This window comes from Propionibacterium acidifaciens, from assembly GCF_003798325.1.
Taxonomy (GTDB): Bacteria; Actinomycetota; Actinomycetes; order Propionibacteriales; family Propionibacteriaceae; genus Propionibacterium; species Propionibacterium acidifaciens.
In genome coordinates this window covers 687,764-713,512 of the sequence record NZ_CP033719.1, presented here as the reverse complement: position 1 = coordinate 713,512, position 25,749 = coordinate 687,764, and the positions used below count along the sequence as shown (strand labels likewise).

The window sequence follows — 25,749 nt, the reverse complement described above, 5'->3', positions numbered from 1 at the left end:
GGCGTGGGGGGCGGCAACATGTCAGTGGGCCGCCGTACCCTGTTCGTGAAGTGAAGCGCGGGCCGGGCGAGCACTGACACGGCAGGGCGGCGCCTGCGCCCACGACGCCCCGCACGAGCATGAAAGCGAGCAGAGTGCACGAGACGATTCCGCAGCCGTACCGCCTGTCCTTCCTCGTCGGCGGCCTGTTCGCCGAGGAGTCCAGGGTCGCCGCCCGGCTCCACGGGGAGCTGGGCGACTGGGCGGCTGCCCGCCGGGCCCTCGACGAGGGCAATCTGCTCCACGCCCGCACGCACGCCACGGCGGTGCGGCTCGCCCGGGAGCTCATCCAGCGCATGGCGACCCTGAGCGACGAGGAGACGGCGCACGTGGCCACGGCGCCCGGGCCCGACCACAGGCACCTCATGTGGGTCGCGTTCTGCCGCCGGTACGCCTTCGTCGGCGAGTTCGCGCAGGAGGTGCTGCGCGACGGCTTCCTCCTCGGCGCTCCCGCGTTGGGGGCCGAGGACTTCGAACGCTTCTGGGCCGCGAAGGCGTTGTGGCACCACGAGCTCGATGCGGTCAAGCCGTCCACCCGGTCCAAGCTGCGCGTGAACCTGTTCCTTGCCATGCGCCAGGCGGAGCTCCTCGACGACGGCCGGATCCTGTCTCCGCTGCTGTCGTGCGAGGTCGCCTCCTTCCTCCGCGCCCGCACGCCGAGCGATCTCCGGTTCTTCCCGGTGGAGGACGCGCTGGTGGGGAGCCCGGCATGAGCGAGCGCAACCTGGCCGAGGAGGAGCAGCGTGTTCTGGCGGTGCTCTCGTCCCGGCGCTTCCAGCGGATGAAGGGCCTGGGCCATGAGGTGCCCTTCTTCATCTGGGCCTATCCACCCGAGTGGGAGCTCGAGGTGGCGGCCGCCGCCGGCAGGATCCGCACCGCGCTGCAGACCGAGCAGGGCCTGACCGTCATCACCATCGACCTGTTCGAGCTCGCGATCGGCATGCTGGGGGAGCGCGGCGTCCTCGATCGGCTCGACGAGCTGGAATCCCGCCGTTGCAAGAGCGACTTCCAGCATGATCTCCAGCGGATGCTCGACCCCGAGAAGCACATCGCCCCGGCCATCAGGAAGCGTCTCGACGCCCAGCCGGACTACGACATCCTCTTCCTCACCGGCATCGGCAAGGTCTTCCCCGTCATCCGCACCCACACCGTGCTGAACAATCTTCAGACGGTGGCCTCGAGCCGGCCGATGCTGGTGCTCTTCCCCGGCGAGTACCGTCAGTCGGCCACCCTCGGCTCGGCCCTCGTGCTGTTCGGCAGACTCTCCGACGACCAGTACTACCGGGCCAAGAACATCCTGGAACAGGAGCCAGCATGAGCGACGTCACGATCGGCAGCATCTTCGCCAAGGACATCGCCCGTCCGATCGAGGGCGTCATCAAGGCCGACGACGCCGAGCATCTGGCGACCGAGATCGACGAGTACGTGCTCACCGGCGAGACCGCCGCCGCCCTGTCCGATCTGCTGGAGGCCTACACCGCCCCGGTCTACGGCGGCGGCAACGGCGTGTGGATCTCCGGTTTCTTCGGCTCCGGAAAATCGCACCTGCTCAAGATGCTCGCCCACCTGCTGGGCGATGTGCCGGGCCAGGATCATCCTCGTGGGTCGGTCGTCGACGCCTTCACCGCCAAGGCCGAGGGCGATTCCATGCTCGCCGCCTCGCTGGCGAGGGTGGCGCGCATCCCCGCCACCTGCCTGCTGTTCAACATCGACCAGAAGGCGCCGCTCATCGACAAGAACCAGACCGACGCCCTGCTGCAGGTCTTCGTCAAGGTGTTCAACGAGGCCCGCGGCTACTACTCTGGCGAGCCGTCGGTGGCCCGCTTCGAACGCGACCTCGACCGCCGCGGCCTGCTGGGGCGCTTCCGCGAGGCCTTCGCCGAGATCGCCTCGGTGCCCTGGGAGCAGGGCCGCGAGGAGGGCATCCTGCAGGAGCGCAATGTCACGCAGGCCTGGGCGAAGGTGACCGGGGAGCCGCCCACCGAGAACATCCTCGCCCGCTACGAGGAGCGGTTCACCCTGTCCATCGAGGACTTCGCCGACGAGGTCGCCCAGTGGCTGGCCGAGCGCCCCGCGGATCATCGGCTGCTGTTCCTGACCGACGAGGTGGGCCAGTTCATCGGCTCCGACACGAAACTCATGCTCAACCTCCAGACCATCGTCGAATCCCTCAACACGAAGTGCGGCGGCAGGGCGTGGGTGTGCGTCACCAGCCAGGAGGACATGGACGGGGTCATCGGCGACCGCACCACATGGCAGGCCAACGACTTCTCCAAGATCCAGGCCCGCTTCGCCACCCGCATGAAACTGACCAGCCGCGATGTCGAGGAGGTCATCGAGAAGCGCCTGCTCGGCAAGAACGCCGACGGCGAGGCCGCGCTCGATGCGCTGTACGACGCCCAACGCGCGAACTTCCGCACCCTGTTCGACTTCGCGGACGGGGCCAAGACCTACCGCAACTATCAGGGCCGGGAGCACTTCACCGGCAGCTATCCCTTCGTGCCCTACCAGTTCCCGCTCTTCCAAGCGGCGCTGGTCGGCCTGTCGGGGCACAACGTGTTCGAGGGCCGCCACGCCTCGGTCGGCGAGCGCTCCATGCTGGGCGTCATCCAGGACGTGGCGAAGGAACTCGCGGACGAGCCCGTCGGCGCCGTGGCGCCCTTCGACCTCATGTTCTCGGGCATCGGTCAGACCGTGAAGGCCGCCGCGATCCGCAACATCCTGGAGGCCGAGAAGCAGCTGCCCCCCGGCTCCGAGACCTCCACGATCGCGATCCGCCTGCTCAAGGCCCTGTTCCTCGTCAAATACGTCGACGGCTTCACCGCAACGGCCCGCAACCTCACCGTGCTGCTCTACGACCGCTTCGACCAGGACATCGCCGGGCTCACCAGCAGGATCACCGAGGCCCTCGACCTGCTGGAGGGGCGGAGTTATGTGCAGCGCGCCGGCACCGCCTACGAATACCTGACCGACGAGGAGCAGGAGATCGAGCAGGAGATCAAGAACACCGACATCGACCCGGCGGAGGTCTCCAAGCTCCTGTCCACGATCATCAGTGACGACGTGGTGAAGTCCACGACCTTCCGCCACACGCCGACCGGACGCGACTTCACGTACGAGCTGCGGCTTGACGACGTCCTCTACAGCCGCGCCCATCCGCTCGCCATCCACTACGTCACCCGGGCACTGGGGCAGCCGCGCGAGGTCGTCATGGCGCAGTCCATGGGACGCGACGAGGTACGGGTGCTGCTGCCCGACGACCCGCGGCTGTACGCCGACCTGCGCCTGCACGTGCAGACGGACAAATATGCGCGGCGCCGGCGCTCCTCGTCGCTGACCGAGACCCAGCGCCACATCCTCGACGCCAAGAGCCGACTCAACCAGGAACGCCGCCGAGAGCTGGTCGGACGGGTCAGGGAGGCCATCGAACGGGCCGAATTCATCATCAACGGAGCCCAGATCAATGTGCGGGCGGTCGGCCCGAAGGACCGCATCGACGAGGCCATGGCCCAGCTCGTCGACCGCACCTACACCCAGCTCTCGCTCCTGGACGGGATCAACTACGCCGAGCCGGACATCACCCGGTTCGCCGAGGAGGACCCCGCCATGATCGACCGCGGCGAGGACAGGCTCCAGCCGGCCGCCGACGAGGTGGCGGCCTTCATCACCGCCCAGCACCGGCTCAATGCCACCGTCACCGTCAGGGGAATCGTGGAGCACTTCGAGAACAAGCCCTACGGCTGGCCGCTGGCGACGATCCTGTGCGCCGTCACCAGGCTGCACATCACCTCCCGGATCGCACTCTCCCTGGACGGGCGCAGGCTCAAGCGCACCGAGCTTCCCGAGGCCCTGCGCAACGGTCACAAGCACGCAGGCATCGTCGTGACCCGGCAGCGCCAGTTCGACCCGGCCGCGGTGCAGCGCGTACGCGCCTTCGCCCGGGAGTTCCTCTCCCAGGGCGAGCTGCCGGCCGATCCCTCGGAGCTGGCATCCCAAGTCAAGAGTGCCCTTGCCGAGGAGCACAGGGACCTGCAGACGAAACGCGACGACTACGCGGGCACGTACCCGTTCATGACGATGCTCGACGAGCCGCTCGCCCTGCTCGACCGGACCCTCGAGAAGCCCACCGAGTGGTACCTCGAGGAACTACCCGCCCATGCGGACGCCCTGCTGGACGCCAAGGAGGACACCATCGACCCGGTGCGCCACTTCCTGGCCAGCCCCCAGAAGGGCATCTACGACGACGCGATGCGGCTGGTGGGCGCCAACCGCGACAATCTCGCCTATCTCCATGACGGGCAGGCCGAGAGGGTCCAGGCCCTGCTGGACGATCCGCGGATCCTGCGCGGGCAGGGCATCAACCGGCTCAAGGAGACCGCAGCGGCGCTGCGGAGGGGTCTCGGCCGGGTGCTCGCCGACGAGCGCGAGAAGGCCGCCGCCGTGGTCAACGCACGGGTGGCGGCCATCCGCGGCAGCGCCGCCTGGGCCGAGACCACCGACGAGGCCCGCGCCGGGGTCGAAGATGCGGGCAGCAGCGTCCAGGCCAGGATCGCCGATGCCGCCTCGGTGCCGCTCATCCGCCAGATCGCGAACGACTTCGACGAGGACGGCTACACCGAACTGCTCTCACTCGTCGAGACGGCCCGCCCGCACCGGGAGCAGGGCTCTGACGAGCCGGCCGCCCCGCCCCGGCCCATCCTCCCGATCCGCCGCCTGCCGAGGCCCCGGGCCAGGCTGCTGCGCACCACCGCCGACGCCGACGCCTACCTCGAGGAGCTGCGCGCCATCCTGCACGAGGCCATCGATTCGGGGAAGCAGGTCTCGCTGTGATCGACACGAAGAAACTCGAAGCCTTCGCGGCCTCGGCCCGCAGCGGGCTCATCGCAGAGGTCGAGGCCCGGCTCATGGCCGCGCTCGCCCCGGCCTCGACCGCACGGGTCGAGGCCCCCGGTGCGGTCAGAGAACTCGAGGACGCCATCGCCCGCCACGGCGGGGGCCGGGAGGGGCGACGGCGCATCGTCGAGGAGCAGGCCTACGCATGGTTCAACCGGATCATCGCCCTGCGCTTCATGGACGCCAACCGGTGCACGCCCACGCCCGTCGTCTCGCCCGAGGCGGGCCGAGCGAGCGGCCAACCGGCAGTGCTGGCGGCGGCCAAACGCGGCGAGTTCGACCCCGATGTCTTCACCCGCCCGGCGCAGGTGGAACGCATCACCGGCCTGCTCGACGGAACCCTGACCAGCCACAACGCGCAGGGCGAGGCCTACGGGCTGATCCTGGCCGCCCACTGCGCCTTCTGGCACCGGGCCATGCCCTTCATGTTCGCCGCCGACGGAAGCTTCACGAGCCTGCTCATGCCCGGCAACCTGCTGGCCGACGGCTCGGTGCGGGCCACGGCGGTCGAGACCCTCACGGTCGAGGACTGCCAGGACGTCGAGGTGATCGGCTGGCTCTACCAGTTCTACATCTCCGAACGCAAGAACGAGGTCTTCGCCGGCTTCAAGAGGAACAAGAAGGCCGGCCCCGACGAGATCCCCGCCGCGACCCAGCTCTTCACCCCGGACTGGATCGTCCGCTATCTGGTGCAGAACTCTGTTGGCCGTCTGTGGCTGCTCAACCACCCCGAGTCGGCCCTGGGCGGGCGGATGGAGTACTACATCGAGCCGACCGGCGAGGAGGACTTCCTGCGGATCGAGCGGCCCGAGGAGCTGACGGTGATGGACCCGGCCTGCGGCTCGGGGCACATGCTCACCTACGCCTTCGACCTGCTCTACGAGATCTACGAGGAGGAGGGCTACGCGCCCTCCGAGATCCCCGAGCTGATCCTCACGCACAATCTGCGCGGCACCGAGATCGACGGCCGCGCCGGGGCGCTCGCGGCGTTCGCGCTCATGATGAAGGCCCGGGCCCGGCAGCGCCGCTTCCTGCGCAAGCACGTCCAGCCCCGGATCCGTGTCATCGAGCCGGCCGAGTTCACCCCGGACGAGCTGGACCGCCTCGTCAGCGCCGGCGGCGACCGCCGGGCCGAGGAGGACTTCTGGCAGTGCTTCCGCCATGCTGACATGCTGGGCTCACTCATCCGCCCCGACTCCGAGACACTGGCAGTTGCCAAGGCGCAGGCGGAAGATCTCGACCCTGACACTCTGGCCGGTGCGAACCTGAGAGAACGCGCCGAACAGGTGCTGTGCCAGGCCGAGTACCTCGCCCGCGAGTACGCCGTCGTGGTGACCAATCCGCCGTACATGGGCAGCAAGAACATGGATGCGGTCCTGTCGGACTGGGGGAAGACGCACCACCCGGCGGCCAAGGCCGATCTCTTCGCCGCCTTCATCGAACGGTGCCTCGCGCTGGCCGAGGGCGGCCACGGGCTGGTCGCGATGATCACGATGCAGGGCTGGATGTTCCTCGGATCCTTCGAGGAGCTGCGAAGCCGCATCCTGAGCTCGGCCCCGCCGGTGACGATGGCGCACCTGGGGGAGAGGGCCTTCGACTCCATCGGAGGCGAAGTGGTCTCCACCACTGCCTTCATCCTCGAGCAGGGGCGCTCTCCTGAGAGACAGTCCTGCTACCTCAGGCTGGTCGAGGGGAGTTCCGAAGCGGAGAAAGAGGAACTGCTCGCAGAGGCGGTGAGGGGGAGCGCTCCCCGCTTCACCTTGACAGCCCGGGAACTCGCCAGTGTCCCAGGCGCTCGCATCGCCTACTGGCTCTCGCCCGCCATGCTGAGGGTCTTCGCCGAGGGCAGCCCATTGGGCGAGATCGCCGCCCCGAAGCAGGGGCTGGCCACGGCGGACAACTCGCGTTTCCTGCGCCACTGGTTCGAGGTCTCCCGGGACAAGTCGTGCTTCACCGCCGCATCCCGCGAGGAGGCCGCCGCCAGCGGTGCGAAGTGGTTCCCCCACCTCAAGGGCGGCGCCTTCCGCAAGTGGTGGGGCAACCAGGAGTACGTGGTGAACTGGGAGCATGACGGCGCCGAGATTCAAGAGTTCCGTGACGCGGGAGGGAAGCAGAAGTCTCGCCCGCAGAACATCGACTCCTACTTCAAGCCGGCGATCTCGTGGTCTCGACTGTCAAGCGGTGACATTGGATTCCGATACTCCATTCCCGGTTTCATTCCGAACGACAAATCTCCATTCATTGTGGGTGATGCAACAGAATCTGATCTGCTGTCGCTCCTCAACTCGAACGTGACAAATGTTCTGATGAGTGTTCTCGCGCCAACGATCATGTTCGAGATTGGACAACTGTCCGAACTGCCTCTTCATAAGAGTGATAATAGTGGGAATGGACATTTTCAGTCTATCAATCAGGTCTCCCGTAGATTGACCGATTTGTTTCGTTGTGACTGGGATTCCTATGAGACTTCATGGGGATTCACTGACTCTCCTCTGGTGGGGCGTGCACAGTTTAATGGACCGCTTGAAGATGCTCTTGGGCTCTGGTGGAATGACTCGATCGACGCGGCTCATGAGGCCCAGGAGCTGGAGACCGAGAACAACCGTTACTGGGCCTGCGTCTACGGCTTGGAGGATGAGGTGCCGACCGAGGTTCCGCTCAACCGAGTCTCCCTGGCCTCGAACCCGTGGTTCCGTTATGCCCCCGCCAAGGGTGAAGAACGTAGCGAGGCTGAATACCGCGGGCTGTTCGCGGCCGATGCGGTCCGCGATCTCATCTCCTACGCCGTGGGCTGCATGTTCGGCCGCTACAGCCTCGATGAACCCGGGCTCATCCTGGCCAGTCAGGGCGAGACGATCCAGGACTACGTGGCACGGGTACCAGAGCCCGCCTTCGCGCCGGACGGCGACAACGTCATCCCCGTGACACAGGGCGACTGGTTCGAGGATGACATCGTCGCCCGCTTCCGAACCTTCCTCAAGGCCTCCTTCGGGGAGGCGAATCTCGAGGAGAACGTCCGATGCATCGAATCCGTTCTCGGGAAACCCCTGCGACGGTACTTCCTGAGGGACTTCTACAAGGACCACTGCAAGCGCTACTCGAACCGCCCGATCTACTGGATGTTCTCCTCGCGCCCCGATGGCAAGGGCGTCTTCAACGCGCTGATCTACCTGCACCGCTACACCCCGGCGGCACTGAACACCGTGCTCAACGAGTACCTTCGCGAATTCCAGACCAAGCTCCGTGCAGAGATCGACCAACTGGAGCGATCCGATAGGAGTGCGAACCTCAAGAGGGCCGACAAGTACCGCAAGGACCTGCTCGAATGCGAGGACTACGAGCGCGACGTCCTCTACCCGCTGGCCACCCGGAACCTCGATCTTGACCTGGACGACGGCGTCCTGGTCAACTACCTCCGCTTCGGCAAGGCCCTCGTCAGGATCAAGGCCATCGAGGAGAAACGACGCGATGTTCAGAGTTGGACTTGGATTATTGCCCAATTGGACTGAGAGGTTTGATCGTGATCACCTTCATTGATAACGAGGATGAATTTCTTTTAAGATACTCATCGGAGTATTATTCCATTGAATGGGTGGATCAACAGCTTCGCAACGATGGTGAAGTTGTTATTTCTCGAGTGTTTACAGTCAGGATACAGGACCTTCGAAAAAGTGATGATGATCCATTTGAAGAAAACAGAGTCTTTGCTATTGGCGATATAAAAGATGGGTATCGCAGAGTTCGCTCTGCTGTACTCGGACTAGACCACGATTTGCTAATTGCAGCCTCCATGAAGTTGAAACGTAGCTATTTCATCACTGAACGTAACATCTCAGTGTTTAAGGCTCTTGATGAAGTGGCGGGTAGGCAAATAATAATTGGAGGTGCTAGGCCTGATGCAATCGACGAAGCTGATTTCATTCATCTTGTCAAAGAGTTTCCGACGTCTACTGAGCTTAAATATTACACCCAGGCCAGAATTGAAAGAGTCCTCCAAACTTACCTCGAGACTCGCGGGCAGGCTGAGGAACGACTCATTCAGTACATGAATCGCAAGGAGAAAAGAACTCGTGGTTATCGGTCGACTGATTTTACAAGACTGGAAGCCACTGATGAATTGGAGCTAGAAAAATTTATCTATACTAGAGATAGATTTAACGAAATGCTCAAGGATGCTGATGCATATTCCGAGACTGATTGGCGTCGTCAGGTTGCAAAACTTTTCACTCTCGTGTTCCCACGATATATTTCCGTGTTGGAAGAAGTGAATGTCAAAGAACGATACTCAACACTAGGGGGACTTGCCAATCGTTATATCGATATGTTGTTAGTTGATTCAAATGGATCAGTCGATATTCTTGAAATCAAGAAACCATTTTCTAGGTGTCTTGTTTCAAAACGAACTTATCGAGATAACCATGTCCCAGTGCGTGAGTTGGCTGGAGCGATTGTACAATGCGAAAAATATATTTTTTACTTAAATAAGATGGGAATAAAAGGTGAGCACGATATAAAATCTCGTTACAAAGAGACGCTTCCTGACTCCATTCATATCAAAATTACAAATCCACGAGCATATATTCTCGCTGGTAGAGATTCCAATTTGTCAAATGGAGAAAGATTTGATTTTGAGTTCATCCGAAGAGGAAACAAAAATATAGCTGACATCATTACATACGACGATTTATTGCGCCGATTGAACAACATTGTAAATTCGATTGAGAAAAGGCTTGAAAAACAAGGAATAAAAAGCCTTAATGAATAAATGTAAAACCACCTTAATTAAATTGATGTTCGATCATATCTTTAACGCTCTTGGATTTAAGGCTCGTTGATATTTTTGCCTGCACTCTAAGTATTATTACTTGGATGGGTAGAAGGGGGAGCGGTGAACAGCAGCGAGATCATCCTCTATCAGGCCGATGACGGCAGCCGTGTCCGACTGCGGGCCTCGGGCGGCACGGTGTGGCTCACCCAGGCGGAGATGGCCGGGCTCTACGACACATCGGTGCCGAACATCGCCCAGATCGTCAGGCGAGTCCTCGCGGACGGCGAGGTCACGGCGGAGACTGTTAACTCAGAGTTAATGGTTCGCACGGAGGGCGCCCGGAGGGTCAGACGTGAGATCAAGGTCTACAACCTCGACATGATCCTCGCCGTCGGCTACCGCGTCACCACGCCGCGCGCCGTCCAGTTCCGCCAGTGGGCCACCAGCGTCCTGCGCGAGTACCTCGTCAAGGGCTTCGCCATGGACGACGCCCGCCTCGCCGAGGGATCCGGGCAGGACTACTTCGACGAGCTGCTCGAGCGCATCCGGGCCATCCGGGCCTCCGAGAAGCGCTTCTACCAGAAGGTCCGCGACTTCTACGCCACGGCCGTCGACTACCGGGCCGACAGCGATGAGGCCCGCACCTTCTTCGCCGCCGTCCAGAACAAGATGCTCTGGGCCGTCACGGGGCACACCGCCGCCGAGATCGTCGCGCTCCGCAGCGACCCCGATGCGCCCGTCATGGGGCTCACCAGCTGGAGGGGCGAGGTCATGCGCAAGGGCGACGTCGCCGTCGCCAAGAAGTACCTCGACCGCGACGAGACCAAGGACCTCGATCAGATCGTCACCATGTACCTCGACTACGCCGAGACCCAGGCCCGCCGCCGCCGTACCATGACCATGGCCCAGTGGGCCGAACGGCTCGACGCCTTCCTCCAGTTCAACGAGCGCGAGCTCCTCACCCACGCCGGGACGGTCTGCGCCGATGTCGCCCGGGCCCTCGCCGAGGACCGTACGAGCTCTACGACCAGAGGCGGCGGGCGCTCGACGCCCAGGAGGCGGACCTGCGGAGCCTGCGGGAGCTCGAGCACAGGGCCGACCCGACGAAGGATGATGGAGGCGATGAGGCATGAGCGCCCCGCCCGCCGCTCGTGAGGATGAGGAGGTGCAACCGTGGACGGACTGCTGACCCTCGGCCCCACCACCCGGCAGGCCGACCCCGCACTCGTCGTCGAACTCGAACGCACTGCGCGCGGCTTCTCCTTCGAGGAACAACCCGAGCCCCGCGCCGACCTGGCCGATCTCGATCTCGCCGTGCTCTCCGAGCTGCGCGGTCGGCCGACCGAGGTCGACGATTTCCTCGCCCTCGGTCTGGCCGCAGGACAGGGCGGCCGGATCGTGCCCACCTACGCGGGCATCCTCGCCGCCTGCCCCGGCCCCACCCGCTTCCTGCCGTCGGCATGGGTGCAGTGCGGCAGGCTCCGCGGCCCCGGCGGCACCGATATCTTCGACCAGATCGAGATCCACGGTCCCATGCCGCTGGCGGTCGACAAGGCCATGGACTTCCTCCTCAAGCACGCCTACCGGACGGCCGTCTTCGGCGGGGTGCGCCGCCGCGACGTCTGGTCCATCCCCGAGGAGGCCGTCCGCGAGGTCGTCGTCAACGCCCTCGTCCACGCCAGCTACGCCGAGCGCAGCACCCCCATCCGCGTCGGCTTCTACGACGACCGCATTCAGGTGGACAGCCCCGGGCTCCTGCTGCCCGGCATGACCGTGGAGACCATGCGCCGGGCGTCCCGGCTGCGCAATCCGGCCCTGGCCCGCGTCTTCCGCGAGGCCGGGATCATGGAGCAGTGGGGCACCGGTGTGCAGCGGGTCTTCGACCAGGTGGCCGAGGCAGGCCTGCCCGAACTCGTGATCGAGGAGATCATGGATCGGGTGCGGGTCACCGTCTACGTGCCCAGCCACGATCCGGCGGGCCGGTCACGTCCTGCACGAGAGGCTGAAGGAGGACCGCTGAGTCACCAAGTCGAGCCATCCGATGAGCAAGTGAGCAAGTCGAGTGAGCAAGTCGCAGTTCTTCTTCGCCGCGCCGCCGCCGGGCCCTGTTCCCGCGCCGATCTGTTGACGACGATCGGTCTTAGTGATGCCTATGGGAACTACCGTCGGCACCTGCTGCCGCTCGTCGAACAGGGCTATCTGGCCAGGACCATCCCGGACAAACCGAACAGCCGCTTCCAGCACTACCGACTCACCGATGCGGGGCGTGCCCACCTCGATGCCGTGGCGGGAGACGCCGAATGAGCGCCCTGTCCATCATCCAGCGCCAGCTCGGCGAACGCTTCGAGGCCCCGGGGGAGGCCGGCCGGATCGTCATCTGGAACGATCCGGACGGCGACTACGACAACGGCTGCATCGAGGATCTTGATCTGCCGGGCGTGACCGTGCTCCGCGTGGACGGCAACGAATTCGCGATCAAGCGGCGCGTACTGGCCGCCGAGCCGACGCGCAAATTCCTCATCCACCGCCCCTCGCCCGTTCCGGACGATCCCGTGGCGAACTGGCTGCTTGACCTCGAGCTGGCATACGGAACATTCACCGCCGACCCCGCCTCGCTCGTCGTCCAGGAGCTCGGCGGCGGTCCGGCACTGCGCGAGATCGCCGAGCAGTACCCGGCCTTCTTCAGGCAGGAATCGCGCGTCGCCGCCCTCAAGGCCCGGTTGGAGAACGGTGACGACGCCACCGACATCGCGGCCAAGATGGTCGCCGCCGTCATCGGCTGCCAGGGGAACTCCTTGGATGTCATCTGGCGCAATCTGCTGACGGAGAACGCCTCGGGCGAGTCGACATGGATCGACGAGATCACCGGGCTCGGCCTGGCCGGTTTCCACTGGGCCGGCACCCGTGACATCTACGGCTACGGCGCCGAGACGCCGTCCGTCGACGACTTCGTCCGGTGGCTCTTCGCGCGGGCCTGGGAGAAGTTCGCCTCGCCCACGCCCGGCGAGTACCGCAACATCGGCCGGGACTTCAGCATGTGGAGCAACGACGTCCGCTTCGCGGACACCCACCGGGCCCTGGCCCGCCGGGCCGCCGACGAACTCGCCATCGAAGACCGCGTCGCTGAACTGGACCTGCCCGCCCTCGCCGAGCGCTTCACCTTCGAGGAAGTGGACCAGCGGATCATCGCGCTCCTGGCCACGGGCGTCGAACAGCGAACCATGACGGACCAGGACGTGCGCAGAACGGTGGGGCGGCGCGCCACGGGCATCTGGTACCAGCAGCAGTACGAGCAGGACTATCAAGCCATCGCCGCAGCCTCCACGCTGTCGACCCGCATCGAAGCGCTGCCCCCCTCGATCGGCTCGCCCGCAGAGGGATTCCGCCGGTACGTCGAGGAATGGTTCGCCATCGACCAGTCCTACCGCCAGTTCATCGTGCACGCGGGCAGGGCCGTCCTCGACGAGCCACTGGGATCCCTCAGGCAGAGGGTCGAGGCGCTGTACACCGGCTCCTACCTGGGGCCCCTCGGGAACGCCTGGCAGGAGCAGATCGATGCCATGGACCGCTGGACGGTCGATGAGGCGCCCGCGGCCTCCTCGTTCTACAACAAGCGGGTCCGTCCGGTTCTGCACCGGGGCAACAAGATCGTCGTCATCGTCTCCGACGCCCTGCGCTACGACGTGGCCGAGGAACTCGCCCGCCGCATCCGCGAGGAGGACCGCTTCAGCGCGGAACTGGCCGCGATGCTGGGCGCACTGCCCTCGTACACCCAACTGGGCATGGCAGCGCTCCTGCCGCACAAGACCCTGGCCCTCGCAGAGGGGAGCAAGGGGCTCGTCGAGGTCGACGGCGGCCCCTCCGACGGGACGAAGAACCGCGCCCGCATCCTTCAGGCCGTGGGCGGCACCGCCGTCCAGGTCTCCGACTTCACCCGCCTGCGGCCCGGTGAGGCCCGCGAGCTCGTCAAGGCGCACCGGGTGCTGTACCTCTACCACAACCAGATCGACGCAACGGGGGACGACCCGACCACCGAATCGAGGGTGTTCCAGGCCTGCGAGGACACCATCGAGGAGCTGATCAGGCTGGTGAAGAAACTCGCCAACGCGAACGTCAACAACGTCCTCATCACCGCCGACCATGGTTTCCTCCACCAGGACACGCCCCTGGACGAATCGCAGTACCTCACCGAGAAGCCGCACGCCGATGCCCTGCTGTACGCGAATCATCGTTTCGTGCTGGGCCGCGGTCTCAAGCGCAGCCCGGCCTTCACCACCTTCACCCCCGCTCAGCTCGGACTGGCGGGCCGGGTCGAGGCCCAGGTGCCCAAGTCGATCCACCGGCTGCGCATGGCCGGCTCGGGGGTGCGCTACGTGCACGGCGGGGCAGCATTGCAGGAGATCGTCGTGCCGGTGCTCGCCATCAACAAGCGCCGCACCTCGGACACCCGGCAGGTCGCCGTCAGGATCATGGCTCAGACCGATCGCATCACCACCGGGCAGATCACGGTGGTGCTCCACCAGGAGGAGCCGGTCAGCGAGAAGGTGAAGGGGCGCACTCTCATCGCCGGTCTCTACGCCGATGACGTCCTCATCTCGAACGAGGTGCGGGTTTCCTGCTCGCAGACCTCGCCCGAGGAGCGGGACCGCCTCTTCCCGGTCACCTTGATGCTCAGCAAGGAGGCCGACGACGCCAACGGCCGGACGGTCGAGCTGCGCCTGTCCGAGCAGGTCGGCGCATCGGAACGACGGCCATACCCGGACAAGGCCAGATTCACTCTGGTGCGCACCTTCACCAGCGACTTCGACTTCTGAGCTCAGGGGGCATGCATGAACGACGAGATGGACGACACGGCGGGGCAGGGCTACCGGGCGCCGGACGCGGCGGGCCCGGCTCCCCGCCCCGGTGGCATGACGCCGCTCGACCGTAGGATCAATGAGGCCTTCCCCGGCGTGGTCGTGAGGAAGGACCTCGTCAAGGCGGTCAAGGGCAACGCCATCGTCCCCACCTACGTGCTGGAGTACCTGCTCGGCCAGTACGCCGCCACCGACGACGAGGCGAGCATCCGCTCCGGCATCGAGCAGGTGCGCAACGTGCTGCGCGACCACTACGTGCACCGCGGCGAGAACCGCCTGGTGCAGTCGCGCATCAGGGAGAAGGGGCGGCACCGGGTCATCGACAAGGTGTCCGTCGCGCTCAACGAGCGGGACGACGTCTACGAGGCGGAGTTCTCCAATCTCGGCATCTCCCGGGTGGAGATCAGCTCCGAGGTGGTGCGCAAGCACCCCAAGCTGCTCACCGGCGGGGTGTGGTGCATCTGCGACATCGTGTACGCCCACTCCGGCGATCCGAAGGAGGCGCCGTGGCGGCTGCACTCCCTCAAACCCATCCAGCTGTCCAACCTCGACCTCGACGGCTACCAGGCGACTCGCGCCAGATTCACCACTGATGAGTGGATCGACCTGCTCGTCCAGTCCATCGGATTCAACCCAGAGCTGCTCGGAGCCCGAGCAAAACTGCTGCACCTGGTGCGGCTCATCCCCTTCGTGGAGCGCAACTACAATCTCATCGAGCTCGGCCCCAAGGGCACCGGGAAGTCCCACATCTACTCGGAGTTCTCACCCCACGGCATGCTGATCTCCGGCGGGGAGGTCACCGCGGCCAAGCTGTTCGTCAACAACTCCACCGGGAGGATCGGCCTGGTCGGCTACTGGGACACCGTGGCCTTCGACGAGTTCGCCGGACGCAAGAAGCGGGCCGACCGGGGGCTCGTGGACATCATGAAGAACTACATGGCCAACAAGTCCTTCTCCCGCGGCGTGGAGACGCTCGGCGCCGAGGCCTCTATGGTCTTCATCGGCAACACCACCCACACGGTGCCCTACATGCTGAAGAACTCGGATCTGTTCGACGAGCTGCCCGAGCAGTACCACGACCCGGCCTTCCTCGACCGCATCCACGCCTACATTCCCGGCTGGGAGTTCGAGCAGATCCGCGGCGAGATGTTCGCCACCGGCTACGGGTTCGTCGTCGACTACCTCGCCGAGGTGCTCAAGTCGATGCGCGACCTCGACTACTCCGACCGCTACCGAGAGCATTTCCAGCTCTCCGCCGACATCTCCACCCGCGACCGCGACGGCATCCACAAGACCTTCTCCGGCCTCATGAAGCTGGTCCACCCGACGGGGCGGGCGAGCTGCGACGAGATCGAGGCGCTGCTGCGCGCCGCCATCGAAGGGCGCAAACGCGTCAAGGACCAGCTCGTGCGCATCGACACGACGATGACCCCGGTGCGTTTCGGCTACCGGGGCGCCGACGGGGAGTGGTCCTCCGTCCCGGTGCTCGAGGAGAATGAGTACCCCGAGCTGTACCGCCGTGGCACGCCGAGTGCGGACGTCGCGGACGAGGGGGAGGCTGAGGCCTCGGGCCGAGGGCGAAACGGAGTCGGCGCGTCGGCCGGCAACGAGGAGGGAGCCCGCAGCGGCGCCGCCGGGGATGCTGCCGGCTCGACAGCGGACGGGGCCGTGCCTGCGCCCACGGACTCGGCACCGGCGGTGTCGGAACTGGAGGAGCAGCATCTTTCCTTCCGCGACGGTCAGCGCGGATTCAGCTTCGATCGCTTCTTCGGCCCCTACCTGCGGGGTGCCACGAAGGTCACCGTCGCTGACCCGTTCATCCGGCAGCCCCATCAGGCGAGGAACCTCATGGAGCTCATCGAGACCATCGCCAAGGTCACCGATGACGCCACTGAGACCGGGGTCCATCTGGTCACCAAGGTCGACGAGAACCCTGAGCACGCCAGGAAGCAGCTCGCCAACCTGGAGATGATCCGCACCAGCTCCGCCGTCGCCGGCATCGGCTTCGACTACGAGTTCAGCGACACCATCCACGACCGTTCGATCAGCGCCGACACGGGCTGGCTCATCGTCCTGGGCCGCGGTCTCGACGTCTTCCAGCCCTTCGACACGGACTGGCTCGATCTGCGCCTGCGCCAGCAGCGCTACCGGCAGGTCAAGGAGTTCACCGTCACGTACATGCGACGGGACCAGTCGCGGTGACGCCGTTCCCCGGCGACTCGTCCAGAGGCTTATTCACAAGAGTTGTTCGCAGGAGTGCTTCCCCTTGTCAGACCTCCGTCCTGTCGTGCTGTGAATAAGCTTCCCAGAACGTCACCCCCGTGCCCCTCTGGCCGGGGGCTCCGCTCGACATGCTCCGTTTTGTACGCCTCGGATTCGGGGATCCTCACCGGCGCACTGGATCTTGACGGGGGCGCTTCATGCCGGCCCCTCACGGGCGGGGCTCCCTTCGTGCACGAGTTCGGCCATCTCCGGGTCGAGATGCCGGCCCCTCACGGGCGGGGCTCCCTTCGTGCACGAGTTCGGCCATCTCCGGGTCGAGATGCCGGCCCCTCACGGGCGGGACTCCCGTCGCACCAGCCGCTCCGCCGGCTGATCGCCTGGCCCTACGTACCGACCGCGGGCGCGATTCCCTCCCCGCCAGCCGCTCCGCAGGGCGCGGGCTCCCGCGTGCCCTGCCGCCGGCGCCCCGTCCTGGTCGCCGGGTTCTGGCCCGTCCGGCGATCGTGTCGGTGGGCACCTCTACGCTGTTGCGCGGAACATCACTGGACGGTGGGGCGGGGGCGCGGGCATGAGCGCTGAGGACGGTCGCGTGAGCGATCTCGTGGTGCCGAGTGCCGGCGTGCCGCGGACCACCGACCTGGTTCTTGTGCGCCCCGCTCCGGAGGCCTGCCCCGGCTCGGGAACTCCTGAAGCCGACGCCCGCGTCCCCCTCCGCGCCTGGCAGGCCGAGGCGCTCGCCGCATGGCGCGACGCAGACCGCACGGGCGTCGTCGAGGCGGTGACGGGAGCGGGCAAGACCCGCGTCGGCATCGCCGCGGTGAGCGAGGCGGCCACCGCGGGGATGCGGGCGGTGGTGCTCGTGCCGACCAGGACGCTCGTCGCCCAGTGGGCGGATTCGTTGCACGAACTGCTGCCCGGCATGGCGGTGAGCACCGACCTGAGGGCGTCGCAGCCCTGGCGGGTCATGGTGACCACGGTCCAGGCGGCCCACCGCCGTCCGGCCCTGCGGCAGGGGGAGAGCGGTCTGCTCGTCGCCGACGAGTGTCACCGCTACGGGGCCGAGTCGTTCTCACGGGCGCTGCGCCCCGAGTACGCGTGGCGGCTGGGCCTGACGGCGACGCTGGCCCGCGGAGACGCCGGTGACAGCATCCTGCGCGACTACTTCGGCCCTGTCCGCTTCGGGATGGGCTATCAGCGGGCCGCCGCCGACCAGCTCATCGCCCCCTTCAAGATCGCTTTCGCCGCCGTGCCCCTCGGCCGTGACGAACGGGAGACCTACGACGAGCTGGAGGAGACCCTGTTCGACGTCCGTAAGAAGCTGGTCCAACACCATGGCCTCGAGCCCGAACCGGTGGGCGAATTCCTGAAGCAGGTGAGCCGGCTGGCCGAGCAGGGGGAGTCCTCCGCGGGCCGTCGTCTCGCCCGCTGCTACCTGGCCAGGTTCGCCGACCGCCGCGCCCTGCTGTCGGGGACGCGCATGAAGGCGCTGGCGCTCGAGGGCCTCGCCCCCGCCGTGCGGGCCAGCGCGGGGGCCATCGTCTTCACGCAGACGAAGGAGGGCAGCCGCGAGGCCGCGGAAGTCCTGGGCTCCGCCGGCTGCCGGGCGGCCGCCATGCACTCGAGCATGGCCGACCAGGAGCGCGAGGAACGGCTCGAACTGCTCCGCGACGGCTCGGTCGATGCGGTCTCGGCGCCGCGCATCCTCGACGAGGGCGTCGACGTGCCGGACGCCGATCTCGGCGTCGTCATGGCCGCGACCAAGAGCTGCCGCCAGATGATCCAGCGCCTCGGCCGCGTCCTGAGGCGCAGGCGGGGCAAGATCGCCCGCTTCGTCGTGCTCTACGCGCAGGACACGGTCGAGGATCCCCTCGCCCGGAGGCCGGTGTCGAGCGGGCAGCAGGACTTCTACGCGGAGTGCACCCCCGCTGCGTGCGAGATGGGGGAGTTCGACCTCGGCACCGAGGATGGCCTGCCGCATCTGCTCGAGTTCCTCGCCGCCGATCCCCGGGCGGGCCGGGCGGTGCAGGAACGGATGATCCGGGCGGCGGGCCCTGACACGGGCCGGAACGCCTCGCAGCGCACCGGGGGCCGTGCAGCCGATGCCGGGCACGGGCCCGGCCGCCCGCGGAGCACCGGCGCAGTGGCGAGCGATGCCGGGGGCCGGGACGGCTCCGCCTCCGACCGCGCGCCCGTCGGCCTCCGGAGCGACGGCAGGGGCCGGAAGGGCGGCCGTCCGAGGCGCCCCGGCGGGGGCGAGCCGTCGGCGGACGCGCTGCGCGACTACCGGGAGGCCATCAGGAGGTATCCGCTGCTCGACGCCGAGGACGAGCGCCGCCTCGGCGCCCTCATCGAGGCCGGCCTCTACGCCCAGCACCTCCTCGAGGCCGCTGATGAGCGCTTCGACGAGGAGGACCTGCGGCGCATCGCGGCGGAGGGCCGGGCCGCCCGCCACCAGTTCATCACCTCGAACCTGAGGCTCGTGGTGTCCATCGCCGCGCGCCACCGGAGCCGGGGCATGGAACCCATCGACCTCGTGCAGGAGGGGAACCTGGGCCTCATCCGGGCCGTCGAGAAGTTCGACCACCGGCGCGGGAACAAGTTCTCCACTTACGCAACCTGGTGGATCAGGCAGTCCGTCACGAGGGCCCTCGCCGACCGGGGCGCCCTCATCCGCGTGCCGGTGCACTTCGAGGAGAAGCGCCGGGCGGCCGACCGCATCCGCCGGGGCGAGGGTCTTGGCTGGGGCGGGTTCGTCCGGGCGCACCCCGACGGGCTGCTCGACAGGGCGATCAGCGCCGACGAACTGGGGCGCGCCGCCAGGCTCTCGCGGCCGGTGCTCGACGTGGACCTGCTGGACGAGGATGCCCGCATCATCGCTGTCCCCGGGGCCGGGCAGCCCCCGCCCGATCCCGAGGAGCTCGTCGAACGGTTCGACCCGGACCGGGAAGCGACGGAGATCCTCGAATGCCTCGGCGCGGAGGATCCCCGGGCGATGAGGATTCTGCGTTACCGGTACGGCCTGGTGACCGGGGAGCCCGAGACCCTGGACGTCATCGGGACGCGCTTCGGCCTCACCCGCGAACGCATCCGCCAGATCAAGAAGAAGGCGCTCGAGCGGTGCCGTGGTATCGCCGCCGAGCTCGCCGCCGGGCCGCCGGTCTCACCGGAGGCCGTGGCGACAAGGACGGTGCCGAGGGGAGGGGCGCGCACGGCGCCCAGGGCGCCCGCGGAGCCGGGGCCCGCGATGGCCGCCTCGAGGGCAGGCGCTCCGAGGGCAGTCGGACGCGCGGCGGGGACGGCCTCCCGAGCCGGTTCCGGGGCCCTCGGGCGGAGGGGGCCCTCGGTCGGCGCGATCCCGCCGGGGCCTTCCGGAACCGCGGGTCGGAAGACGACTGCGGGTGGCGCAGCGGGCGGGCCGGCGCGGAGCGTGCTCCGGCGCCGCGAAGCGGCTCCCGGGATCGAGGAGCCGAGACGGGAGCAGGCGCCGAGGCGCGCCCTGCCGGACTCCGTCGTGGCGTTGTACCGGCCGCGGCGGGCCCTGCCCGGCGACGTGCCGCCGGAATCCGGCCACCGTCCCAGACGGGTCCTCGACGAGGACTCGGAGCAGGAGCGCTACCGCCCCCGGCGGGGGCGCGACGCCTGAGGGACGCCAGAGACGCTGCGCTGCGGGCCCGGCCGTCGCGTTCTCGCATGAATTAGGCTAGCCTTTCCAAAACACGACCTTGCGGCTCGGCCATCGGTCGTCCGCCGCGGGGCCGTTCGTGATGGCTGGGGGCGGCCAGAGGGGAGGGCGCGATGAGCAGCGGTTCCGGACCGATGGACGAGCCGGTCGACGGCGGCCCCGAGCCGAAGACGTCGCGGGAGCCGGGTGCGGGGGCGGAACCCGGCCAGCAAGCCAGCGCGAGCGCCGTGCTGAGGCGCTTCACGAGGCCGGTGGCGCGCACCATCATCGTGGGCGCGGTGCTGACCGCCGTCTCCTCCGTGTGCACCTTCATCCCCTACCTCGTCATCACCCGCATCGCCCAGCAGGCGCTCACCGGGCGGATCGACTCGTCCCGCGAGCTCGCCGTCCCGCTCGCCGTCGCCGCCGTCGCCGCACTGGCGGGCCGGGCGCTCTTCGGCCTGGGAACGGGCATCTGCCACCACGCCGACGCGGACTTCCGCGTCAGGGTACGCGAGGAACTCATCCGGCACCTGTCCCGGGTGCCCCTCGGGTGGTTCCTCGACAACCCGTCCGGTGAGGTGAAACAGGCCGCCTCCGACGACGTGCTGTCCATGCACCAGGCGGTCGGGCACGCCCCGGCTGACATCACCGCGGTACTCCTGTCCCCACTGATCCCGCTGGTCTACCTGTTCACCGTCGACTGGCGGTTCGCGCTCGTCCTGCTGCTGTACGTCGTCGTGGGCCTGGGTGTCTCGCTCATCCTCATGAGCAAGGACCACGATCGCCTGAACCGCGAGTACAACAACGCCATCGTCGAGCTGTCCGCCGCGTCGGTCGAGATGATCGACGGCGTCGAGGTGGTGAAGACCTACGGCACCTCGGCCCGCGCCAACCGGCGCTTCTCGCAGGCCGTCGACCGGCTGTCCGCCATCGCCTACCTCTGGGCCATCAGAACAGCGGCGCCGTTCAGCACCGTCATGGCTCTCTTCTCGCCGGCCGTCATGCTCATCCTGCTTTCCGCCCTGACCATGTTGTTCGTCTCGCGGGACTGGCTGGGGCTCGTCGACTGCGTCCCCTTCCTCATCCTCGGCGTCGGCATTCCCAGCGCCCTGCTCCACATGGCAACCTCCCTCGGTTTCCTGCGTCTGGCCCTGCAGAGCAGCGGACACCTGGGCGCCGTCCTGGCCGCCGAGCCCCTGACCGAGCCCGACGAGCCCGGCGAGTTCCCCGACGGCGAGCTGGGCGTGCAGATGGATGGGGTGAGCTTCGCCTACGGCACGGACTCGGCGCCGGTGCTCACCGACGTCGACATCACGCTGAGCCCGGGCACGGTGGCGGCGCTGGTCGGGGACTCGGGCAGCGGCAAGACGACCCTCGCCCGCCTCATCCCGCGCTTCTGGGACCCGGCGTCGGGAGCGGTGAGGATCGGGGGCCTGGACCTCCGCGACGTGACGACCACGCAGGTGCTGTCGAGGACGGCCATGGTGCTGCAGGACAGCATGCTGCTGCGCCAGAGCATCCGCGACAACATCCGCCTTGCGCGCCCCGACGCGGACGACGACGAGGTCATCGCGGCGGCCAGGAGCGCCCAGATCCACGACCGCATCATGGAACTGCCCCACGGCTACGACACCGTCATCGGCTCCGACGACGGCGAGCTCTCCGGCGGCGAGGCCCAGCGCGTGGCCATCGCCCGCGCCATCATGCAGGACGCGCCGATCCTCATCCTCGACGAGGCCACCGCCCACGCCGACCCCGAGAACGAGGTGGCCATCCAGGACGCGCTCGCGCACCTGGCCCGGGGCCGCACGACCGTCGTCATCGCGCACCGGCTCAACACCATCACCCACGCCGACCAGATCCTCGTCGTGGAGCGCGGGCGCATCGTCGAACGCGGTACCCACGACGAGCTGCTGGCCAGGGACGGGCGATATACGGCGCTCTGGCGCAAACAGACGGTCAAGGAGGGGAGCGACGCGCGATGATCATCGACCAGATGGACCGGCTCGCCGCCGGCAGGACCGGCGTGCTGCCGCAGGCCGGGGCCTACGTCGTCACGGGCCTGCTGGAGGCCGCCATCTTCGCGCTGCTGCTGCCGCTGCTGCGCAGCCTCGTGGGCGGTGACCTCGGCCGGGCCCTCGTCCTGCTCGTCATCGGGGCGGTGGTGGCCGTCGCCTACGGCATCGTGCTGTACTGGGCGGACAACCGCGGCTATTTCATCGGCATCAAGCACGTGCTGCGGCCCATCCAGTACCGGCTGGGCGACCACATGGTTCAGCTGCCCCTCGGCTGGTTCACCAAGGAACGCAGCGGCCAGATGTCGACCCTGCTCACCCACGACCTGCAGATGATCATGAACATGCCCAGCAACTTCATGCGGCAGCTCATCTTCTCGATGCTGACCCCGGCGACGGTCGCCGTCCTGTTCTTCGTCGTGGACTGGCGGGTGGGGCTTTCGTTCCTCGTCCTCACACCCGCGCTGTACGCCAGCTCCCGCTGGATGGCCAGGGCCGCGGGCGACGGGCATCTCGAGGAGGAACGGGCCGGCGCGGAGCTCTCGTCCCGCATCCTGGAGTTCGCTCAGGCGCAGCCGGCCCTGCGTTCGGCGAACCGCAACGAGTCGGCCTGGGGCGCCCTGCAGGAGGCCATCACAGCAGACCGCAAAGCGACAGTGCGCACCCTGCGCATGACGAGCATGCCCATATGGCTGCACACCCTGCTCGTTCAGGCCATCTACGCGCTACTGCTCGTCGTCTCGGCGCTCGTCCTGGCTTCCGGGGGCATCGGCGTCGCCGACTTCATCTTCGTCGCCGTCCTGGGGCTGCGGGCCGTCGACTCGCTCAACGCGGTCGGCCAGCAGGGCATGAACCTGCGCGTCTCGCAGAACGCCCTCGACGCCGCACAGCGCGTCCTCGACGAGGAACCCCTTCCCCAGCCGAGGACACCCGCGGTGCCAGGAGGATCGGGGATCGAGTTCGCACATGTGAGTTTCTCGTACGACGGTCAGCGCCCCGTACTGGACGACGTGACATTCACTGTCCCCGAACGCACCCTCACCGCGCTGGTCGGCCCCAGCGGTTCCGGCAAGACGACACTCACCCGGCTCGTCGCGCGGTTCTGGGACGTCACCGATGGCAACGTGCGCATCGGCGGAACCGACATCCGCGACATGAGCACCGAGGATCTCATGGCGCGCATCGCCCTGGTGTTCCAGGACGTCTACCTGTTCGACGGCACCATCGAGGACAACATCCGGCTCGGCAGCCCGGACGCCGACAACGAGCAGGTGCGCCGCGCCGCCCGCCTCGCCGGCCTGGACGAGGTCGCAGACCGGCTGGACGACGGCTGGGACACCCGGGTCGGCGAGGGCGGCAACCGCCTGTCCGGCGGTGAGCGGCAGCGGGTGTCCATCGCCCGCGCACTCCTCAAGGACGCACCCATTCTGCTGTTCGACGAGGCCACCGCCGCGCTCGACGCCGAGAACGAGGCGGCGATCGTCGCGGCCATGCACGAGCTGGCCCGCGACCGCACCGTCATGGTCATCGCGCACCGCATGTCCACCATCGCCGCAGCCGACCAGATCGCCGTCCTCGAGGACGGCCGCATCACCCAGCTCGGCACCCATGAGGAACTCGTCGGCCGGCCAGGGCGCTACGCCACGTTTTGGAACGAGCGGGTGAAGGCGCAGGGCTGGCGCATCACCAACGAGTGACCCCTGTCGCGTCGGCAGTCGTTCATCGTGCGCCCGGGGGAGAGCAGACTCCGTCAGGCCGTACGAAGAGCAGGCCACAGCACACCAGACCCCGAGGCCATCCCGCGACGCGGGGTCGTCGACGGGACGCCCCGGGGCCGTGCGCGGTCAGTCGGTGAAGGCGCCGGCTAAGCCACGATGTCGGCGCAGGAGTCGATGCTCCTGATGAGGGACGCCAGATTGCTCGCCGTGGTGACGCCCTCGAAGCAGCTGCCGGCCGACGCGTTGAGGTCGCCTCGCGCGTTCGGCTCCAGGCCCTCCCGGCCGATCCGGTGCGGCGTCGTCCGCGTCCTCGACCTGCCATTGCTCCTGGAACTCCTCGGGTGCGATGCTGCCGACCGAGACGAGCACTTGGCCGACCCCGGGGTCGACAACTACTGCTGCTGATTGTCTCGGTCATCATGTGGCTCCTCCTGCCCTGTCGGGCGATGGAACCACCTACACCGTTTCTTGGACAGTCCTCAGTGACATCAATGGTTAGGTAAAGCTATGCTAACTATTGTCATGCTGACAGGCTGTATGGAACGGCGACGCGTACCCCATGGGAGGAATGCTCATGCTCGAGTCCCGGACGACCGGACGCGACGACGAGGTAGTGCTGTGCGTGAGCGAGCTCTGCAAAACCTTCGGACGGGGTGACAAAGCCACCGAGGTGCTCAAGGGGCTCTCCTTCGAGGTCCTGAGAGGCTCGGTAGTCTCCCTGCTCGGCGCCAACGGTGCCGGCAAGACGACGCTGGTGAACATCGCCTCGACCCTCATGCTGCCCAGTGCGGGCACAGTGCGGGTGTGCGGAGCCGATGTCGTCGATGAACCAGCCGCGGTGCGCCGCACGATCTCCCTCACAGGTCAGTTCGCGGCCGTCGACGGTGAACTGACCGGCCGCGAGAACCTCGTCTTTTTCGCCCGACTCCACGGTTTCGGCGCGTCCGCGGCCAGGGCCCGCGCCGATGAACTGTTGCGGACCTTTCGCCTGACCGATGCCTCCGGTAGGCGTGCGGCGAACTATTCAGGGGGCATGCGCCGTCGGCTCGACATCGCGGCCTCCCTCGTCGTCGAGCCCTCACTGCTCTTCCTCGATGAGCCAACCACCGGTCTGGACCCGTTGTCGCGGCGTGAATTGTGGAAGACCGTCGACGAGTTGCGCGACCGCGGGGTCTCGGTGCTGCTCACCACCCAGTACCTGGACGAGGCCGAACGGCTCTCCGACGGCATCGTGCTGTTGCGAGGGGGACGGGCCGTGGCCCAGGGCGCCCCAGGCGAACTGCGCCGCCGCTTCGGCGCCCCAATCTGCCGACTCGGTTTCGACGAGGCCGAGACGGCCGAACGGTGTGCCATCGAGTTGCTGCCGGGCGTGCTTTCGCGTCCGGCCGAGGATTTCCGGGCCGAGGCTCTCGAGGTCCTGTTCATCACGCACAACGGGGCCCGAGATCTGTCCCGGTGCGTGGCTGCACTGGCGGATGCGCAACTGGAGCCTGTCTCGGCCTCGCTCAACCCGCCCTCCTTGGACGAGGTTTTCCTCGGCACAGCCTTCGCCGACACGCAGGAGGACTGAGGG

At 67.1% G+C, this 25,749-nt stretch carries 14 protein-coding genes; all 14 read left to right on the top strand.

Features of this window, described 5'->3' with window-relative positions; all coding sequences use genetic code 11:
• The first annotated feature begins 119 nt into the window (after nucleotides 1-119).
• The 14 genes from EGX94_RS03070 to EGX94_RS03005 all read left to right on the top strand — a co-directional run bounded on the left by EGX94_RS03070 (nucleotide 120) and on the right by EGX94_RS03005 (nucleotide 25,746).
• Nucleotides 120-752: a DUF1819 family protein gene (locus tag EGX94_RS03070; RefSeq protein ID WP_081707308.1), complete on the top strand. Its 633-nt coding sequence runs from the start codon at nucleotides 120-122 to the stop codon at nucleotides 750-752.
• Complete coding sequence (locus tag EGX94_RS03065; protein WP_021796722.1) at nucleotides 749-1,357, top strand: DUF1788 domain-containing protein; 609 nt, start codon at nucleotides 749-751, stop codon at nucleotides 1,355-1,357. Before EGX94_RS03070 ends, EGX94_RS03065 begins: the two co-directional genes overlap by 4 nt.
• Nucleotides 1,354-4,869 carry a BREX system P-loop protein BrxC gene (gene brxC, locus EGX94_RS03060; RefSeq protein ID WP_021796710.1) on the top strand — a complete coding sequence of 1,172 codons (3,516 nt, stop codon included), beginning with the start codon at nucleotides 1,354-1,356 and terminating at the stop codon, nucleotides 4,867-4,869. The genes EGX94_RS03065 and brxC overlap by 4 nt, the downstream gene beginning before the upstream one ends.
• A complete protein-coding gene (pglX, locus tag EGX94_RS03055; RefSeq protein ID WP_021796719.1) occupies nucleotides 4,866-8,441 on the top strand; it encodes a BREX-1 system adenine-specific DNA-methyltransferase PglX in 3,576 nt (1,191 codons plus the stop codon). The genes brxC and pglX overlap by 4 nt, the downstream gene beginning before the upstream one ends.
• Before the next feature lie 11 nt (nucleotides 8,442-8,452).
• Nucleotides 8,453-9,697 carry a Shedu immune nuclease family protein gene (locus tag EGX94_RS03050; RefSeq protein ID WP_123825881.1) on the top strand — a complete coding sequence of 415 codons (1,245 nt, stop codon included), beginning with the start codon at nucleotides 8,453-8,455 and terminating at the stop codon, nucleotides 9,695-9,697.
• A gap of 123 nt (nucleotides 9,698-9,820) precedes the next feature.
• Nucleotides 9,821-10,855 (top strand): virulence RhuM family protein, encoded by a 1,035-nt coding sequence (locus EGX94_RS03045; protein WP_021796703.1) that lies wholly within the window; start codon nucleotides 9,821-9,823, stop codon nucleotides 10,853-10,855.
• A gap of 18 nt (nucleotides 10,856-10,873) precedes the next feature.
• Entirely contained in the window at nucleotides 10,874-12,004 is a 1,131-nt protein-coding gene (locus EGX94_RS03040) for an ATP-binding protein (RefSeq protein WP_021796706.1), read from the top strand.
• Entirely contained in the window at nucleotides 12,001-14,514 is a 2,514-nt protein-coding gene (pglZ, locus tag EGX94_RS03035; protein ID WP_021796709.1) for a BREX-1 system phosphatase PglZ type A, read from the top strand. The genes EGX94_RS03040 and pglZ overlap by 4 nt, the downstream gene beginning before the upstream one ends.
• A 15-nt stretch (nucleotides 14,515-14,529) precedes the next feature.
• Complete coding sequence (gene brxL / locus EGX94_RS03030) at nucleotides 14,530-16,758, top strand: BREX system Lon protease-like protein BrxL (RefSeq protein ID WP_021796723.1); 2,229 nt, start codon at nucleotides 14,530-14,532, stop codon at nucleotides 16,756-16,758.
• 610 nt (nucleotides 16,759-17,368) lie between these two features.
• A complete protein-coding gene (locus tag EGX94_RS03025; RefSeq protein ID WP_192962683.1) occupies nucleotides 17,369-20,422 on the top strand; it encodes a sigma-70 family RNA polymerase sigma factor in 3,054 nt (1,017 codons plus the stop codon).
• Between the two features lie 152 nt (nucleotides 20,423-20,574).
• Nucleotides 20,575-22,428 carry an ABC transporter ATP-binding protein gene (locus EGX94_RS03020; protein ID WP_021797267.1) on the top strand — a complete coding sequence of 618 codons (1,854 nt, stop codon included), beginning with the start codon at nucleotides 20,575-20,577 and terminating at the stop codon, nucleotides 22,426-22,428.
• Nucleotides 22,425-24,155, top strand: coding sequence for an ABC transporter ATP-binding protein (locus tag EGX94_RS03015; RefSeq protein ID WP_021797265.1), 1,731 nt, complete (start codon nucleotides 22,425-22,427; stop codon nucleotides 24,153-24,155). The genes EGX94_RS03020 and EGX94_RS03015 overlap by 4 nt, the downstream gene beginning before the upstream one ends.
• Before the next feature lie 195 nt (nucleotides 24,156-24,350).
• Nucleotides 24,351-24,581 carry a hypothetical protein gene (locus tag EGX94_RS03010; RefSeq protein ID WP_043121110.1) on the top strand — a complete coding sequence of 77 codons (231 nt, stop codon included), beginning with the start codon at nucleotides 24,351-24,353 and terminating at the stop codon, nucleotides 24,579-24,581.
• Between the two features lie 217 nt (nucleotides 24,582-24,798).
• The gene (locus EGX94_RS03005) at nucleotides 24,799-25,746 is read left to right on the top strand and encodes an ATP-binding cassette domain-containing protein (RefSeq protein WP_226906043.1); all 948 of its coding nucleotides are present in this window, start codon (nucleotides 24,799-24,801) and stop codon (nucleotides 25,744-25,746) included.
• Nucleotides 25,747-25,749 lie beyond the last annotated feature (3 nt).

What these genes read in the sequence shown, in the direction of transcription:
- EGX94_RS03070 (WP_081707308.1), top strand. Translation starts at nt 120, where the DNA reads ATGAAAGCGAGCAGAGTGCACGAGACGATTCCGCAGCCGTACCGCCTG.
- EGX94_RS03065 (WP_021796722.1), top strand. Translation starts at nt 749, where the DNA reads ATGAGCGAGCGCAACCTGGCCGAGGAGGAGCAGCGTGTTCTGGCGGTG.
- brxC (WP_021796710.1), top strand. Translation starts at nt 1,354, where the DNA reads ATGAGCGACGTCACGATCGGCAGCATCTTCGCCAAGGACATCGCCCGT.
- pglZ (WP_021796709.1), top strand. Translation starts at nt 12,001, where the DNA reads ATGAGCGCCCTGTCCATCATCCAGCGCCAGCTCGGCGAACGCTTCGAG.
- brxL (WP_021796723.1), top strand. Translation starts at nt 14,530, where the DNA reads ATGAACGACGAGATGGACGACACGGCGGGGCAGGGCTACCGGGCGCCG.
- EGX94_RS03020 (WP_021797267.1), top strand. Translation starts at nt 20,575, where the DNA reads ATGAGCAGCGGTTCCGGACCGATGGACGAGCCGGTCGACGGCGGCCCC.
- EGX94_RS03015 (WP_021797265.1), top strand. Translation starts at nt 22,425, where the DNA reads ATGATCATCGACCAGATGGACCGGCTCGCCGCCGGCAGGACCGGCGTG.
- EGX94_RS03010 (WP_043121110.1), top strand. Translation starts at nt 24,351, where the DNA reads ATGCTCCTGATGAGGGACGCCAGATTGCTCGCCGTGGTGACGCCCTCG.